Source organism: Xenorhabdus sp. SGI 60 (assembly GCF_056632175.1).
Genome location: NZ_CP196860.1, coordinates 1,138,577 through 1,153,777 on the forward strand (window position 1 = coordinate 1,138,577; position 15,201 = coordinate 1,153,777).

20 protein-coding genes are annotated in these 15,201 nt (G+C 42.7%); 18 read left to right on the forward strand and 2 right to left on the reverse strand.

Annotated elements, in window-relative coordinates:
• From ACSJJG_RS05400 to ACSJJG_RS05440, 9 genes are all read left to right on the forward strand, one after another.
• Positions 1–582, forward strand: a complete 582-nt coding sequence (locus ACSJJG_RS05400; protein ID WP_189760507.1) for a hypothetical protein — start codon at positions 1–3, stop codon at positions 580–582.
• Positions 579–980, forward strand: a complete 402-nt coding sequence (locus ACSJJG_RS05405; protein ID WP_189760506.1) for a phage tail terminator-like protein — start codon at positions 579–581, stop codon at positions 978–980. The genes ACSJJG_RS05400 and ACSJJG_RS05405 overlap by 4 nt, the downstream gene beginning before the upstream one ends.
• 42 nt (positions 981–1,022) lie before the next feature.
• Positions 1,023–1,676, forward strand: coding sequence for a phage tail protein (locus tag ACSJJG_RS05410; RefSeq protein ID WP_223281782.1), 654 nt, complete (start codon positions 1,023–1,025; stop codon positions 1,674–1,676).
• Positions 1,677–1,718: 42 nt separating this feature from the next.
• Positions 1,719–2,021 (forward strand): phage tail assembly chaperone, encoded by a 303-nt coding sequence (locus ACSJJG_RS05415; protein ID WP_189760505.1) that lies wholly within the window; start codon positions 1,719–1,721, stop codon positions 2,019–2,021.
• A 29-nt stretch (positions 2,022–2,050) separates the two neighbouring features.
• Entirely contained in the window at positions 2,051–2,323 is a 273-nt protein-coding gene (locus ACSJJG_RS05420; protein ID WP_189760504.1) for a DUF1799 domain-containing protein, read from the forward strand.
• Between the two features lie 55 nt (positions 2,324–2,378).
• A complete protein-coding gene (locus tag ACSJJG_RS05425; RefSeq protein WP_189760503.1) occupies positions 2,379–5,297 on the forward strand; it encodes a phage tail tape measure protein in 2,919 nt (972 codons plus the stop codon).
• Between the two features lie 14 nt (positions 5,298–5,311).
• Positions 5,312–5,560 carry a hypothetical protein gene (locus ACSJJG_RS05430; protein ID WP_189760502.1) on the forward strand — a complete coding sequence of 83 codons (249 nt, stop codon included), beginning with the start codon at positions 5,312–5,314 and terminating at the stop codon, positions 5,558–5,560.
• A gap of 94 nt (positions 5,561–5,654) precedes the next feature.
• Positions 5,655–6,038: a hypothetical protein gene (locus tag ACSJJG_RS05435; RefSeq protein WP_189760501.1), complete on the forward strand. Its 384-nt coding sequence runs from the start codon at positions 5,655–5,657 to the stop codon at positions 6,036–6,038.
• Positions 6,039–6,239: 201 nt separating this feature from the next.
• On the forward strand, positions 6,240–7,124 hold the full coding sequence (locus ACSJJG_RS05440; protein ID WP_189760500.1) for a DNA translocase FtsK: 885 nt from the start codon (positions 6,240–6,242) through the stop codon (positions 7,122–7,124).
• 19 nt (positions 7,125–7,143) lie between these two features.
• Here the strand turns inward: ACSJJG_RS05440 and ACSJJG_RS05445 are convergent, their stop codons facing one another.
• A complete protein-coding gene (locus ACSJJG_RS05445; RefSeq protein WP_189760499.1) occupies positions 7,144–7,902 on the reverse strand; it encodes a LexA family protein in 759 nt (252 codons plus the stop codon).
• Between the two features lie 103 nt (positions 7,903–8,005).
• On the opposite strand from ACSJJG_RS05445, the gene ACSJJG_RS05450 reads away from it, so the two are divergent.
• From ACSJJG_RS05450 to ACSJJG_RS05480, 7 genes are all read left to right on the forward strand, one after another.
• Entirely contained in the window at positions 8,006–8,176 is a 171-nt protein-coding gene (locus ACSJJG_RS05450; RefSeq protein WP_189760498.1) for a hypothetical protein, read from the forward strand.
• Positions 8,177–8,271: 95 nt separating this feature from the next.
• Entirely contained in the window at positions 8,272–9,030 is a 759-nt protein-coding gene (locus ACSJJG_RS05455) for a phage antirepressor KilAC domain-containing protein (RefSeq protein WP_189760497.1), read from the forward strand.
• Positions 9,031–9,300: 270 nt separating this feature from the next.
• On the forward strand, positions 9,301–10,188 hold the full coding sequence (locus tag ACSJJG_RS05460; protein ID WP_189760496.1) for a phage antirepressor N-terminal domain-containing protein: 888 nt from the start codon (positions 9,301–9,303) through the stop codon (positions 10,186–10,188).
• Between the two features lie 471 nt (positions 10,189–10,659).
• Complete coding sequence (locus ACSJJG_RS05465; RefSeq protein ID WP_189760495.1) at positions 10,660–11,163, forward strand: DUF2335 domain-containing protein; 504 nt, start codon at positions 10,660–10,662, stop codon at positions 11,161–11,163.
• Between the two features lie 68 nt (positions 11,164–11,231).
• Entirely contained in the window at positions 11,232–11,579 is a 348-nt protein-coding gene (locus ACSJJG_RS05470; protein ID WP_189760494.1) for a phage tail protein, read from the forward strand.
• Entirely contained in the window at positions 11,576–12,316 is a 741-nt protein-coding gene (locus ACSJJG_RS05475; protein ID WP_189760493.1) for a phage minor tail protein L, read from the forward strand. Before ACSJJG_RS05470 ends, ACSJJG_RS05475 begins: the two co-directional genes overlap by 4 nt.
• Before the next feature lie 105 nt (positions 12,317–12,421).
• A complete protein-coding gene (locus tag ACSJJG_RS05480; protein ID WP_189760492.1) occupies positions 12,422–12,988 on the forward strand; it encodes a hypothetical protein in 567 nt (188 codons plus the stop codon).
• On the opposite strand, the gene ACSJJG_RS05485 is transcribed toward ACSJJG_RS05480, so the two are convergent.
• Positions 12,985–13,679 (reverse strand): IS1 family transposase gene (locus ACSJJG_RS05485; RefSeq protein ID WP_189761441.1). Its coding sequence is split into 2 segments (ribosomal slippage): positions 12,985–13,430 and positions 13,430–13,679, totalling 696 coding nucleotides; the frame shifts between segments, so codons are not numbered across the junction. The genes ACSJJG_RS05480 and ACSJJG_RS05485 overlap by 4 nt on opposite strands.
• Positions 13,680–13,845: 166 nt before the next feature.
• Between ACSJJG_RS05485 and ACSJJG_RS05490 the strand changes: the two genes are divergently transcribed.
• Both ACSJJG_RS05490 and ACSJJG_RS05495 read left to right on the forward strand, forming a co-directional pair.
• Positions 13,846–14,577 carry a C40 family peptidase gene (locus ACSJJG_RS05490; protein ID WP_189761256.1) on the forward strand — a complete coding sequence of 244 codons (732 nt, stop codon included), beginning with the start codon at positions 13,846–13,848 and terminating at the stop codon, positions 14,575–14,577.
• A 3-nt stretch (positions 14,578–14,580) separates the two neighbouring features.
• Positions 14,581–15,156: a tail assembly protein gene (locus ACSJJG_RS05495; protein WP_189761255.1), complete on the forward strand. Its 576-nt coding sequence runs from the start codon at positions 14,581–14,583 to the stop codon at positions 15,154–15,156.
• Positions 15,157–15,201 lie beyond the last annotated feature (45 nt).

Here is a 15,201-nt window from a genome sequence, read left to right on the forward strand (position 1 = left end):
ATGGCAGATCCATTTATGACATCCATTGATGCGTTTGTGAATAAAGCCAAAGGCAACATTGAAGCAGCATCAAAAGGAACATTTATCAAAATACTGTCACGGTTGATTGTTATGTCGCCAGTAGGTAACCCTGAGCTATGGAAGGTCAATCAAACGGCAAGAGAATATAATCAGGCCGTGCATGACTGGAATGAACAACAGCAGTCAGATCCTAATAACCTGACCCCAAAAAAACGGCAGCTAAAAAAACGTGCTCGTGTCACTGACTCTATGGATATAAAAGCCCCACCGGGATACACAGGTGGTCGATTCCGGGGAAACTGGCAGGTAACCTTTGATGAAGTCCCAGCAGAAGAAACCGGACGGATTGATAAAAGCGGAAATATGACCCAAGCTGTGGGGGATTTGGTGATTGGTCAGTTTAAGGTTGGAGTTAAAGCGGTCTATTTCTCGAATATCGTCCCTTATGCTTATCGCCTTGAGATGGGCCATTCAACGCAGGCCCCCAATGGCATGCTTGCAGTAACAGCACAGGAATTTCAGAAGTTTTTTAGTGATGCTGTTACGGAGATAAAATCATGAACCAATCCAAGATAAACGAGGCTATTCGTTCTCACATTGCTAAATTTGCCCGGCGAGAAGGGGTGCTGGTGGCGTGGCCGAATATGCCATTTGATGATATCAACGAGCCTTACCTGCAATTACATATCATGCCCGCAACGACGCAGAACATCGGGTTATCGTTAGATATGCCCGTCTTCCGTGGTGTGATTCAGGTGAATGTTGTAGGAAAATCTGGCTCTGGTGAGTCAGTGTTAACACAAATTACTGATCGGATAACTGAATATTTACCGAATGGCTTGTCACTGACTAAAAGCCTGTATCTCAATGATGACCCTAGCGTCTTTCCTTCCATTCAGGATGGCGCAAATTACACCATTCCCATACGTACATCATATCGATGTGATGCAATTCGATAATGGCCGCAATTAGCGGCTTTTTTTATACACCAAAAGAGGTTGATGATGGCCTATAACATCCCTAATGGCTCTCGTGTTTATTTAGCAAGCGAATACGGAGATGATATTAAGTTCTCCGCAGCATCTAATGCTGAAGAGGTCGTACTGACGGTTGAATCAACTGTTGGCATCACTAAAGGTGACATTGTTCATGTCAGTTCTGGCTGGAAGAAAGCTTCCGGCGCTTACCGTGTCAAGCTCGTCGCAGAAAAAGCCATTACATTGGAAGGCCTGGATACGACGGACAAAAACACATTCCCTGCTGGTGGTGGAGCGGGTTCACTAAAAAAAGTATTGGCATGGGAAGTGATGCCGCAAGTCATGACACTTTCCACCGAGGGGGGTGAGCAACAAACGCAAGAGGTTCAGTTTTTGGAGGATGAGCAGGCTGAAACTATCGACACTTATAAAAACGGCGTTGTTCAGGTTTACACCTTTGCTCATGATGCCAAGTTACCTGTCCGTAAGCTGCTCATGAAACTGGATGACAGTAAGCAAATTACTGCCATTCGTTTCTTCAATAAACGTGCAGCAGAAGACCGCTATTACACCGCTTCCGTGTCGTTCCAGCGCGTACCCAATACCGCAATGAACGAAGTGGAAAACGTCACCGCGCGCTTCTCTCTTAAGTCTGAAATGCAGATTTACGCAGAATAATAATCGCCCCTCAATGGGGCTTTCTTTTGAGGATTTTTTTAAATGGCTAAGTTTACGCTCGTCCCTAACCCTAAATTCAAAGCCAATGTGCAGATCCCCGTCGCTGGGAAAGAGAAACCGGAAGTAGTAACTTTCACATTCAATCACAAGCCGATCAGTGAACTGGATAAAATGCGGGAAATGCCTGCTCAGGAATTCTTTGAGCAGATTATTACCGATTGGGCCATAGAGGAGCCTTACAACACTGAAAATCTCCGGCTATTGCTGGATAACTACCCATCAGCAACCACGGCAATTACAACCACGTATTACAACGAATTACTGGGTAATCGGGAAAAAAACTGATTGCGGTCGCTGAGGCGCTGTACGGGGGAATGAGCGCCAAAGATGCTGCTAATTTTGAACGGGCTTTTGGCTTCCTCCCGGACGAGTGTGATGTTGAGGTATGGCCTGATATATGGGATTCCTACCAGACGTTTAGTGCCATGAGGACGCAATGGCGTGTTGGTATGAACGGCGCTACAGGGCTGGATTACACGCCATTAAATCAGGTTATGGACTATCTCAACATCAAAGACAGGGCGACCGTATTTAACGATATTCGGGTGATGGAAGTTAAGGCACTCGAAGTTATGCATAAGAAGTAACAACTCCTTTTGTGACCTCCCTAGTGGAGGTTTTTTATACCCGAAGGAAAATCAAATGACTGATGTTGCAACTATCTCACTAAAGGTGAACACCTCTGACCTTGAAAGAGGTGAGCAAAAGTTAAACTCATTCAAGGATGCTGCTGACAAGGCCAGCAATTCCACAAATAAGTTAACCAGTCAGTCAGAAAAGAGCGCTGCGGCTTCGGCTGACATGGCTAAAGAAATTGACCGGATACACCGAAGTGTTACTGAGTTGGCTGCAAAGGAGCAAAGGGCAGCCGCATCTGCGAAGGTTCTTGCTGCGGAACAAGATAAAGTTGCAGAGTCCTTCTTTAAGCAGATTGATGCCATTAAACGTAATGCTACTGCGACAGAACAGTTAACCAGGATTCAGGCAGAGGCCAGAAAAGCCAGAAAGTCTGAAAAATTAGACCTTGAGTCTTATCGGAATATTCTGTCTGACATTATCGGCAAAAAGAAGCAGATGGCAGAAGCCGATGCGAAACAGACAGCAGCAGGTCAGGCGTTTATTACCAGATTAAAAGATCAACTGGCAACACAGAATCTCAGCCGTAATGAATTGCTGAAATATCGGGCGGCACAATTGGGTGTGAGTTCTGCGGCGGAAATTTATATCAATAAGCTTAAGGAAACGAGTAAGGAAACCAAGAATTTAAACCGGAATAACACTTCGGTTATTGCTGGACTTAGAAATATCTCCGATTCAATGGGTATGGGAGTATTGTTACGTGGTGGAGGGTGGGGGGCGGTAATTACAGGAATAGGAGGGGTTACTAAAGCTTATTATCATGCATTAGAAGTACAGGAAAACTTTAATAAGGCTATTATCGCTTCTGGGCGGTTTGCAGGAATTACGCAGGGGCAATTGATTGGTTATGCTGACAATATCAGTAAAACGGGTGCAGGTGCAGACGTTGCCGCCGAAGCGCTCACTAAGCTGATGAATGCAGGGCTTAAGCTAAACGTAGATATCGGTAAAGCTGGGGAATCTATTGTCGAGTTTTCCCGTTATTCTGGGCAGAGCGTTGATGAATTAGTTTCTCATTTCGCTCGATTATCTGATGATCCTTATGGTGGCTCTGTTGCCCTGAATAAGCAATATCGTTACCTCTCCGTTAACGTACTCCAACATATTAAGGAATTAGAGCTTCAAGGGAAAATAACAGAAGCCGTTACTTATGCCACTGACGCATTGAGCGGGGCGATGGCTGAGCGGGCAAAAGAAATCCGAAATAGCATGGGGACATTACCTAAACTATTTGACGAGATTAAACGTGCAGCTAATTTGATGTGGGACTCTGTCATGGGAATTGGAGCTAAACCGTCTGAAGCGGAGCACAGAGCCAGATTAGTGTTAAAAATCCGCACGGCAGAAAATGACCCCCGTCGCTATAATGGGAAAAAACCCAGTATATCAAATGAAATATTAGATCAGTGGAAGAAAGAACTGCGTGAACTGGATACTAAGATAAAGAAAGAAAAGGAATCCGCAGAACTTCAAGAGCGCAGTATTACCAGCCAGATTAAGTTTAATCAGCTGGTTGATAAAGGGACGAGTTGGACAGAAAAAAGAAAGCATGAACACAAGATGCTCAATAAATTGATAAAAGAAAATATCCAACTGGCAAAAGAAGGCAAGACCAAGCTATGGACGGCTGAGGATATTGCGAAAGCTCGCGCCGGTATCGAACATGAGTTTCGTGATCGTCGAGGACCTGGTTATGGGAAAAAGCTACCCAAGGAACCAAAATTTAAGGTTGATGCAGGCACTCGTGCGGATGAATCCGCTAAGGCTCGGATATTAGCATTGCAAGCAGAACTGAGAGCTTTAAGTGATGAAAGCCGTTATGTTGGTATTATTAGTCAACAGCGCAGGGAGCTACTTAGAGAACAGGCTAAATTTAATATTCTTGAGAATGCTCAGAAAGAGCGAAAGCTTAGCCTTGATGAAACCTTATTATTAGCCAAAAAGAATGAAATTCTTGCCGAAAAAGAAAAAGCGGCAGAATTGGGAGATCGGATTGAAAAACAAAAGCAACTTAATGCTTTGCGGTTGTCTAATGATGGGTTAGAGGAAGAGTTAAGGCTTCGCCATGAAAGTATAGGCAAAACTGACGAGCAGATTGCAAAAGAACGGGAGTTGTTAAATCTCAGAGGAGAAATGCGACGTAAAGGCATTTCAGAAGGCGATTCTGAGTATTTGCGCAGAATTGATCTGGTTGAACAAAAATATGCGAATGAGGAGTCTCTTCGTTCTAATTGGGAAGCAGGAGTTAAGAAGGGATTCGAGAACTTTGAAAAGGAAGCATCAAATACCTATGGAAATGTAGCTCAGATTACCCAAGCTACTTTTATGGGAATGAGTAACAGTCTTTCTGATTTTCTTCTCACAGGTAAGGCTAATTTCGCTGACTTCACCAAATCAGTGCTTGAAATGATCACCAAGATGCTTATGCAGATGGCTATGTTACAAGCTATGAAAGCCGCATTTGGTGGTACTTCATTTGGGGCTACCCTTGGATTTGCTGGTGGTGGTTACACAGGTAACGGTGGCAAATACGAACCTAAAGGCATTGTCCACGGTGGCGAGTTCGTGTTCACTAAGGAAGCAACTATGCGCCTCGGTGTGGCTAACCTATATCGATTAATGGATAGCACCAAGAAAGGCTATGCGAGTGGTGGTCACGTTGGTGGCTCTCAGCCGATGACAGTCAGCACTCCGGCTCCAATAATGTATGGTATACAACCTGCTTCCGCTGGTGGAGTTCAGGTCAATCTTGGCGGCATCCGTGTAGAAGGCCAGCAGCAACAATCTATTGCTTCAAATATAGACGCGCAGGCAGCGGAGCAATCACTGACGAGAAAAATAAGGGCGGTGATAGTTCAAGAAAGCCGTGATGGTGGTGATTTGTATAAGATCATTAGAGCGGCCAGAGGTAGAAATTATTAATAAGCGAGGTATGTATGTTTTTCAAAATTGGTTCAACAATAGTTAGCCCTGAACAGGAAAATATCAGCATTCCGGTAGAGGTGTTTAAAGGCAATCCCAAAGATGGTGGGTGCTTTATTGCGGGATTGAGTCCTGATGTTCACATCATCTATCACGCAGAATTCAATGCTGATAAGCCGCTATCGGTGTACTTCAAAGAGGCTGAGGAATACGCAGCTAGAGTTATCAAAGAATTTAACGATGAACAGCCACCAATCCGGTGACTTTTGTTACTAATACCTCAATTGAATAGAGTTTGCTTCATTTTGCACCATACTTTGTTTAAGATTCATGTATCTGATTAAAGAGGGAAAGCAGATGAAAAGGTTTTTTATTTTAGTTATTGGATGTGTATTTATGGTCACTGGTTGCGTTACTCCTATGACAAAACAGGAAATTTCGAGCGCGAAATATGACCAATTACCAACTAATTACCAGGAAACATTGAAAAATATTATAGCTTACACATTGAAAGATTCTGATTCGGCTAAGTATAAGTTTCATAAACCTAGGCTGGCTTATACCCCTGCTTCAAGAAACGTAGCTTATGTTGTTCCAGTGGATGTCAATGCCAAAAATAGTTACGGTGGTTATACAGGCTATAAAACAAAGTACTACGTTTACATTGGTGGAAAATACAAAGATGTTACAGCGGGAGTGCATTACACAGCAGTTAAATGGGTTGATGAAGTAATGGAATAACCAATAGAAAAGAAGGGATAAGGTGAAAACATTAACTACTGGGATGGTTGAAATGTTGGCGCTGAGTGGGTGCGCTCAGATAATGGATAACAAGCCCAGCCGACCTTGCAATACAGATCACAAACCATACCTCTTGAGTGAGGTTTTTGGTGTTTCTTTGCTAACCTCCTCAAGGAAAATTGAATATTACTGAGGGTGGTTATGAAATCCAAATCTCTGGGGCTAGACCCATTATATTGGCAGGCTGTTGACTTTGTAGTCAGAAAAAACTGTGTATCAATAGAAGAAATCCAAAGAGAATTTGATATTGAATGGCAAAGAGCAAACAGGTTAATCAATGAGTTAGAGTTGACCGGGGTTATATCAGGCAGTGATTATGATGGTAACCGAAATGTATTTGGCTTTCCTACAAGATTAGAATGGCGCGAGGTTAGTTCAGGGAAAAATAATGAAGGTTATTTTTCAAGGAATAGGTACACGAATGTTTTAAAATTGGATAAAGGTAAGACGGTAATTTACCAAGATTTCTACAATCGAGGTTTTTCTGAGAAACCTGAGTTTATCATTGATATTCACAATGATCTCGACAAATACAGCTCAGTGAATCTTGGTTCTGTCGATGAAAGGTTAAAACATGCTTACCTGTCATCATATTGGTCAAGAGAAACCATAGTTGCCTTCCATTATGATGAAGAAATCAGCACCTTATTCATTGATGTAGACTTGCCAGAAATAGAAGATACACCAGTCTCTAATGGTGAGCGCTTGAAAACCGCTGAGGAATATTTTCATGATTACGCGAGGCATGTTCACGCCGTGATCCTTCGCGTGTCAGGCATAGCTTTTATAGTGTGCCCAGAAATCCAATTTGTTGTGACGGCTGGTTATTCACAAATATTCAATCACGATACTGGTGATGAAGATGATCGTTATCTGATTAACGCTAGGCTCAATAGAGAGAAATTTGAGCATCTACCAATCAAAAGCATAGCTAAATGTGACCCCATACAATATTTATCAGGCTTTGATGTACTGATTAACATGGCAACTAACAACAAAATGAATGCAATTGAGTTGAGATGGTGACATAAAGCCCCATAGGGGCTTATTTGTTGAGTAGTTGCTCAAGCATGGAGTGGATAGAACTTAATTTCTTATCCATCTCTTTAAGGTGTGAATTTTTCTTAGTGATATGAATCGGCAAGGAATCTCTTTTTGAATGGATATCGAATTGTGATTGCACTGCAATACCTATAACTTCAAAATCTTTTCTATTAAAGGGCATAATTTCATAGCTAGCGTTTAAAGGTCTAAGATACCATTTACCCTGGTCGAAAAAGACCTGCCTAACCATAGAGTCACCGTTAGTTATGGAAAAAGTAAAAACAAAGTCACCATTTTGAGCTGTGAGATTTCTGTCAAAAATAACCACAGTTCCTTCAGGAAAACTGAGTCCTGACTCGGATTCCATGGAGTCTCCTGAGATTTTAACAGCAAAACAATCAGAACTAGCATTAGGAGGAGCCAAGACCGAACCATGACCAATGCCAGATGCAGTAAAACCGATTGTTGAAAATACATCACTATAATATTCCATCACTGGAATCTCATGTGTTGTCACTGTCTTGCGAATGTTACCTAGATCAGGTTCATCACCAACTCCGATTGCTAACCATTCTCTACTTGTGCCAAGTGCCGCAGCTAAATTAGTTAGAACATTATCCCTTGGCTTTGAGTCTCCAGCTTCATAGGCAGCGATTTGCCTTCTGACAACACCAACTTTATCGGCTAATTCTCCTTGAGTTAGATTGGCTGCCTGCCTAGCCATGGAAATTCGTGTTTTAAAATTGTCATCAATGTTCATATGTGAAGTCCAAAAAATTCATATTGACACATGGTGATTCATGGATTATAACTAATCATATCTTATGAAGATGTGAAGTTACAAATATACATAGGAGATAAAAATGAAAAAAGATACAAGACCATCCCCATTTCCTTTCAGAATGAAACCAGAAATGCGCCAATGGTTAGAAGATAAAGCCGAAGAAAAGCGCCGCTCTGTGCAGGTCCAATTGGAATACATAGTGGATATCGTGATGGAAATGGAGAAAAAAGGTGAGTTACAACTTCCATAAGAACGAAACCCCAACCGCGCCAACAGTTGAGGTTCCTAATTTGTCAGTAACGCTCGAAGAAACCGACATGTCAACCCATAACAGAGAGTGACAATATGAATAATGTAGCAAATAAAAACCTTCCTGTCATTGCAGGCGTAGAAATCACTACCGATTCAGAAGGTCGTTTTAATCTGAATGCCCTGCATAAAGCAAGTGGGCTTGGTGAAGAAAAGGCACCAGCTAAGTTCTTTCGCAACAAAACAGCAAAGGATTTGATTTCTGAATTAGAAAAACAAACTGGACAAATTTGTCTAGTTAGCTCAGAAGGCAAGTCTGGCGGTACTTTTGCCCACGAACTCTTAGCCATTGAGTACGCGGGGTGGATCTCTCCCAAATTCCGTTTGCAGGTAAACCAGACTTTCATTGATTACCGTTCTGGTAAGTTGGCGCCAGTTGACCCAATGCAAGTACTCAGTGACCCCGACGCATTACGCGGGATTCTTCTGACGTATACCGAGAAAGTGATTGCGTTGGAAGATAAGGTCGCGGACATGCAGCCTGACGTTGACGCCTTCGAACGCATTGCGAAAAAATCTACTGGCAGTATGTGCATAACAGACGCAGCGAAGCACCTACAAATTAAACCGAAAATTCTTTTCGATACATTATCGTCAATCAAGTGGATTTATCGCCGTTTAGGTAAAAAGAGTTGGATTGGCTACCAAGACAAGTTACAGCAAGGGTTATTGGAACACAAAATAACTGTTGTTGCCAAAGATGACGGAACAGAACGAGTTTGTGAACAGGTTCTCGTGACTGCAAAAGGCATTTCCAAGCTAGCTAAGATGTTGAGCGTGGATAAAGCAGCTTAAGAATTGCGCCAAGGATGGCGATCAAATACTGATCTATTCAACAGAATCAGCCAATCTAACAGTGATTGTTGGTGATAACAATACAAATTTACTCTTAATACGTGTGTAAATGGTTGAATATTCGAGGCGTCTCGCAATTCACGGCAGATAACCTTTACAAAACGTTACAATTACGTAATAAATATTGTCGTCCTAAAACGGCGAAGCCCCCAACTGCTGTAACAGTTGAGGGCCTCTAAATCGTCTAATACCATCTCAAGGAAAATAGACATGTCTATTATAGCAACTAAAGAAGTTAGTGAAACCATTAACGTTCCATTTTATGGTTCAGATCTCTATGTCGTAAATTATAACGGTGAGCCGTATGTACCGATGAAGCCGATTGTTGAAGGTATGGGAATGAATTGGGCTTCACAATTCACCAAATTAAAACAAAGATTTAAATCAACTGTTGTGGAAATCACAATGGTTGCCAATGATGGTAAGGGACGTGAAATGAGTTGCCTTGCCCTCCGTAAACTTGCTGGCTGGTTAGCGACTATCAGTCCAAATAAAGTCAAACCTGAAATCAGGGATAAAGTTATCCGCTATCAGGATGAATGCGATGATGTTCTTTATGAATATTGGACAACTGGTGAGGTTAAAGCGAAAAATAGCACAACCCAAGATAGAACTCCTCTTCGAGGTCTGGTTAACACTCTGATGGGTAAATATGGCGTCAGTAACAAAAAGTTGTTCCAGATGGTTCATCATGAGTTTGGGGTGAAACATATAAATGAGTTAACCAGTGAACAGATCCCATCTGCGATAGAGTATCTGGCGACCAAGGCAATTGAGGGTGAGTTTCTGGGTAAAGAAACTTTATGTATGCCAGAAAGTGAACCGCAAATTTCAGATGATAATTTACAAACTCTCTGCTGGTTATGGCAACATTCCATCAACATGGCTCGTTACATGATTGATGTAGAACCAATACTCAAAGTAGCTGAGCATAAACTAGCTGGTGAATACTACGCATACCCACGCAATGCCATAAAATGCGCCAACAATGCAAGGCGAATATTGGAAAAGGCCACAGAACATATCCAGATAAAGCGGATTCAAAAGGATAACTGGCAAGTATTACATAAGCTGAGGATTCCGAACTGTCCATTTTAACACCAAGCCACGGACGGTAAGATATGTTCCCCGTACACACGGGGATAAACCGGACGTCTGAAAAATGATTTTCATCACATGTATGACATTTAATACAAAGTGGTGGCAATATGGGGGTATTGGTTTAAATTCTTCTTCTAACGTGTCTATAACGTGCCGACATCTTCTTTAAACGTGATATATATGTCCTCTTCTTACCGAATCAAGTGGCTTGTATTGCTAAAGCTATTTAATTAAACTTAATACTAAGTTGCAGTTTTGGCACTGTGAAATTAACTGAATGGGAGGTAATCATGACAGCCACGATGCGCCGCTATATGAGGGCAATAGGTAGTGTTATGGACATTATGCCTTCAACTAATTATCGGAGTATTATTGCAGCTGGTAATGATGCGCAGAAATTGAGAAATGACGCTCTCAATATATCGAGAGACATGACTAGCGCTATTGTGAGATGTGGCGAGATAGCAAATGAGCGAAAACCAAAAGCCGATAAGTGACAATAATCAAAACGAGGATAGAAGCAGTACTGAGTTATCAGTGGAGCAGCTAGAGAGCGTCGTTGAAACCAATCCTCAGTTACTTGAAAGGCTTTTAGATAATCCTAAAGTCGTCTCTATTATTCAGCATAAAACATCTTTGTTCCAAGGCCCTCTTCCTCCACCCGATATGCTCAGAGAATATGATTCTATATTACCGGGGATGGCAGAGAGGATTCTTGAATTAACGGAAAAAGAGCAGCAATTTAGACACGAGACCCAAAAAACAGCACTCAATGCAGTTATAAAGAAAGATACCAGAGGGCAATGGATGGCTTGTGTTTTAAGCATTATTATCTTAGGTATAGCTGTGTATTTCGGTGTTAAAGGTGAATTAGGTTTTGCTGCAAAATTGATCACAGGAAATTTGATAGCGATAGCAGCTATTTTTGCTATTGGCAGGATATTCAAATCCAAAGATAAAGAAGATTCATAAACCCGCCTCGTGCGGGTTTTTCATTTTAACGCCGCTTAATTGCGGTTTTTTCTTTTATAGGTACTTATATGGCTATTGAAGAGTTTAAATGGCGAACTCAAATACAGGATTCGCCCAGCGGTGAATTTAAGCATCGAATTAAAACGGTTGAGTTTGGCGATGGTTATAAACAAGTATCAGGGGATGGAATTAACCCAGAAAGTCAGTCATGGCCTTACTCTTATATCGGCATAAAAGGGGAGGTTACTCCAATCTTTCAGTTTATTCGCAATCACACCTTGAAATCATTTATCTGGACGCCGCCGTTTGGAGAGAAAGGGTTGTATCGAGTTAAAGCAGACTCAATCACCATGCTCCCTATGGCAGGTGGGGTCATGAAAATATCAGCAATATTCGAACAGGCATTCAGTGCATGAAAATTAATGCAGATCTCCAGCGCCTTGAGTCGGGGAATAAAATTCTTTTGTTTTCTGTTGATGGTTCAGTGTTTGGTGGGCCAGAACTCTATTTCCATAATCACCCTATCCCTTATACGGAAAATGAACTGGAGGGTGATATAGATAATTTACCGATTAAATCGATCTGGTGGCAGGGCGTAGAGTATAAGCCGTGGCCTGTCAAAATTGAGGGGTTGGAGGTGAATAGCGATGGTCGTTCAACTTCATCCGCACTCACTGTGGCTAACCTTGATGGTGCTATTAGCGCCCTGTGTCTGGCATATCAGAACATGGCGCAGGCTTGCGTCACTATTCGTATGACATTCGCGCATTATCTAGATGCGCGTAATTTCCCGGAGGGTAACCCAGAGGCTGATCCCACACAGGAGAAAATCGACGTCTACTATATTGACAGCAAGACACATGAAGACAATACAGAAATTCATTTTGCCTTGTCTTCCCCCGCTGACTTACAAGGGATTCAAATTCCTACCCGTCAGATTCATAGCCTTTGCACATGGTGTATGCGGGGGTTATATCGCAAATCCCCCTGCAACTATACGGGAACGCGGTATTTTGATGAAGAGGGTAACCCGACCGATGATCCGTCAAAAGATGCCTGCGGTGGACTGATGAGTGATTGTAAAAAACGTTTTGGCGAGAACGCACAATTGCCCTTCGGTGGTTTTCCGGGTTCTGCGTTGCTTAGGAGGTAATATAGTGCAAACTCTGCCTGATGATATATCCTTATAGTCAATCCTTGATTATTGATTCAATTTTCTTCATTGTTGCAATTTTACTGACAAGTGAGAGAGCTTTTGATGAAAAAAATTATTTTAATTATCTTGACATTTTTCACCATAAATCAGTTGGCGTTTGGGTTGGCAAAAGATGAACCTCAAGCACCATTCGGATTCAAATGGGGTATGACTATTGATGAGGTTAGAAAATTAGACCTAAAAAAATTTAATGAATATCAAGATAAATTAGTATATACGGTAAGGATAGAATCAGCTCCTATAGAGTCTAAATATGATGGTGAGTACTTTTTGGACTTCTTTCCTCTTAACAGAGGGTTAAGATCAATTACTTTTGGCGTGAATGATTCGGGTAAAAATTTCGATAAATTAAAAGAGAAATTTAATTTCATTGCATCGAATCTGAACAATAAATATGGATCGCCTGTTCTTAATGAGCAGAATAACCATGAATTAGCTAAAGACTATGAATACAATGAAATGAAAATTCAGTTAAGACTCAATAAAGGAGAATCTGAACCTTATATACTGTGGGTGAATTATGAATATTACCCCAAGGAATTATTTACTAAAGACGAGCCAATACTTAAAAAATTAGGGTCACGTATTCAAAATGTTGATTGGTCTTAAATATAATATTCTCTTTCGATAAAAGTCCCGATGACTTTGTCATGCATTTCCGGTGATTTTGAATAGCCTAATGTTTTACGATTCAGCCGCTTAATTCGGTTTCTAAGGGTGAGGTTTTCACGTTCAATACGCTGCGTAAAACTTTTTCCGATGAGGTGTTTATCCGTGGGCAACAAGGTGTAAGCCTTGAATTTATCGGTACACCAAAAAGCGACGTTAAAGTGCGATAATTTTTTGAGCAGTTTCTTCAACGTCTTTTTGCTTCGTCGGCCGAAAGTATGGGCAATAATACGCTTCAGACGAGGCTCCCAAGCATACCATAACCAACGTTGTTGCTTTTTATTCCCAACAAATGACCACATCTCATCGACTTCACAGATGAGCTCAATTTCCACCTGCTCCAGCGGTAATGTGGTTACACATCGTGGGGACAATTTTTTAAAGTGCGAACGACAGCATTAATACTGATATGTAGTGCCCGTGCAGTGTCACGGATACCGGCATTATTCATGGCAAGATCCACAACTTGTTCTTTTATGCCCGTCCGGCAAGCACGATAAGCATATTCAAGCTGAAAAGTACGGCGACAAGACAGGCAACGATAACGCTGACGTTCACCTTGACCCGTGCCATGTTTTCTTACCGATTCGGTTTGTTGACAAAATCGACATTTCACTTCTACCGTTGCCATCTGATTTCCTGAAAAAGTGAGGAGTATACATGAGAAACAACAAATTGAATACGTGACCAAAATTAGCAGAAAAATACGACAACCCATTCTAGATATAATCATATGGCAATGTATGAACTATGAGATCCCGTCTTGACGGGATTTTTTATTATATAAGGAAACCTACATGCGCCCACACATCATCCAGTCCATCATAGATCACGCCAAAGCAGAATACCCCAATGAATGCTGTGGGCTGGTGGTTCAACATAGCCGCAAACAACAATATATCCCCTGTCGCAATACCGCACCTTTACCCACCGAGCAATTCAGCATTCACCCCGAAGATTATGCCAATGCCGAAGATATGGGGACTATTATTGCTATCGTTCACAGTCACCCCGACGCCACAACACAACCCAGTCAACTGGATATCGCCCAGTGTGACCTGTCACAAATCCCGTGGGTGATTGTCTCATGGCCCGAGGGGGATATTCGTACCCTGATGCCGACTGAGGGGATAAAACCGTTAATCGGTCGCCCGTTCGTGCATGGTATCTGGGACTGTTACGGCATTGTGCGCGACTGGTATCGGCTGGAGCGTGATATTGATATCCCGGATTTTGAACGCTCAGATAGCTGGTGGGAACGGGGCGAAAATCTGTATATGAAGCACTATGCTGAGGCTGGATTTGTGGAGTGCAGCGGTGAATTACAGGTGGGGGATGTGATCATTATGCAGGTACAGGCCAAAGAACCTAACCATGCCGGGGTGTATATCGGCGAGGGGTTAATGCTACACCACATGTACGGACAGCTCAGTCATCGCGTGTCGTACAGTGGCTACTGGCAGGAACGGACAATTATCACCCTGCGTCACAGGCACTCACCCGCTTCGGCGGGTTTTTTGTTGGAGTAAATCATGAATACAGTACGAATAATACGGCTGTACGGGATACTCGGTGCCCTGTTCGGGCGAGAGCACCGGTTGGCGGTATCGTCCCCTCAGGAAGCTATCAGGGCACTGTCTGTCCTGATTGACGGATTTGAAAAGTTTCTGCTGACCGCGAAAGAGCGCGGACTGACCTTTGCGGTGTTCAGCGGCAAGCGCAATATCAGTCAGGATGAATTGGAATTTTCCGGTGAGGACGATATCCGCATTGCCCCGATGATTATTGGCAGCAAAAAAGCGGGCGTGTTTCAGACTATTCTCGGTGCGGTGATGGTCGTCGCCGGGGCGTTTATGTGGATGACACCTTACGGTGCGCCAATGGTAATGTCCGGTGTGTCCATGATGCTGGGTGGCGTAGTGCAGATGTTATCCCCGATGCCGGGCGGACTGGCGCGACGGGAAGATCCGGATAACAAACCGTCCTATGCTTTTGGTGGGCCTGTGAACTCTGTCGCGCAGGGCAACCCTGTTCCGGTGGGCTACGGAAAGCGGCGTATCGGGGGCGCCATTATTTCAGCGGGCATTTACGCCGAAGACCAGCAGTAACGGTAATTGTTTTTTAGTCTCGCCGCACTTGCGGCTTTTTTTATG

Coding starts and splice junctions, on each gene's coding strand:
- ACSJJG_RS05465 (WP_189760495.1), top strand. CDS start 10,660: ATGAGCGAAAACCAAAAGCCGATAAGTGACAATAATCAAAACGAGGAT.
- ACSJJG_RS05415 (WP_189760505.1), top strand. CDS start 1,719: ATGGCTAAGTTTACGCTCGTCCCTAACCCTAAATTCAAAGCCAATGTG.
- ACSJJG_RS05410 (WP_223281782.1), top strand. CDS start 1,023: ATGATGGCCTATAACATCCCTAATGGCTCTCGTGTTTATTTAGCAAGC.
- ACSJJG_RS05405 (WP_189760506.1), top strand. CDS start 579: ATGAACCAATCCAAGATAAACGAGGCTATTCGTTCTCACATTGCTAAA.
- ACSJJG_RS05445 (WP_189760499.1), bottom strand. CDS start 7,902: ATGAACATTGATGACAATTTTAAAACACGAATTTCCATGGCTAGGCAG.
- ACSJJG_RS05475 (WP_189760493.1), top strand. CDS start 11,576: ATGAAAATTAATGCAGATCTCCAGCGCCTTGAGTCGGGGAATAAAATT.
- ACSJJG_RS05470 (WP_189760494.1), top strand. CDS start 11,232: ATGGCTATTGAAGAGTTTAAATGGCGAACTCAAATACAGGATTCGCCC.
- ACSJJG_RS05400 (WP_189760507.1), top strand. CDS start 1: ATGGCAGATCCATTTATGACATCCATTGATGCGTTTGTGAATAAAGCC.
- ACSJJG_RS05430 (WP_189760502.1), top strand. CDS start 5,312: ATGTTTTTCAAAATTGGTTCAACAATAGTTAGCCCTGAACAGGAAAAT.
- ACSJJG_RS05490 (WP_189761256.1), top strand. CDS start 13,846: ATGCGCCCACACATCATCCAGTCCATCATAGATCACGCCAAAGCAGAA.
- ACSJJG_RS05435 (WP_189760501.1), top strand. CDS start 5,655: ATGAAAAGGTTTTTTATTTTAGTTATTGGATGTGTATTTATGGTCACT.
- ACSJJG_RS05480 (WP_189760492.1), top strand. CDS start 12,422: ATGAAAAAAATTATTTTAATTATCTTGACATTTTTCACCATAAATCAG.
- ACSJJG_RS05420 (WP_189760504.1), top strand. CDS start 2,051: ATGAGCGCCAAAGATGCTGCTAATTTTGAACGGGCTTTTGGCTTCCTC.
- ACSJJG_RS05440 (WP_189760500.1), top strand. CDS start 6,240: ATGAAATCCAAATCTCTGGGGCTAGACCCATTATATTGGCAGGCTGTT.
- ACSJJG_RS05495 (WP_189761255.1), top strand. CDS start 14,581: ATGAATACAGTACGAATAATACGGCTGTACGGGATACTCGGTGCCCTG.
- ACSJJG_RS05460 (WP_189760496.1), top strand. CDS start 9,301: ATGTCTATTATAGCAACTAAAGAAGTTAGTGAAACCATTAACGTTCCA.
- ACSJJG_RS05455 (WP_189760497.1), top strand. CDS start 8,272: ATGAATAATGTAGCAAATAAAAACCTTCCTGTCATTGCAGGCGTAGAA.
- ACSJJG_RS05450 (WP_189760498.1), top strand. CDS start 8,006: ATGAAAAAAGATACAAGACCATCCCCATTTCCTTTCAGAATGAAACCA.
- ACSJJG_RS05425 (WP_189760503.1), top strand. CDS start 2,379: ATGACTGATGTTGCAACTATCTCACTAAAGGTGAACACCTCTGACCTT.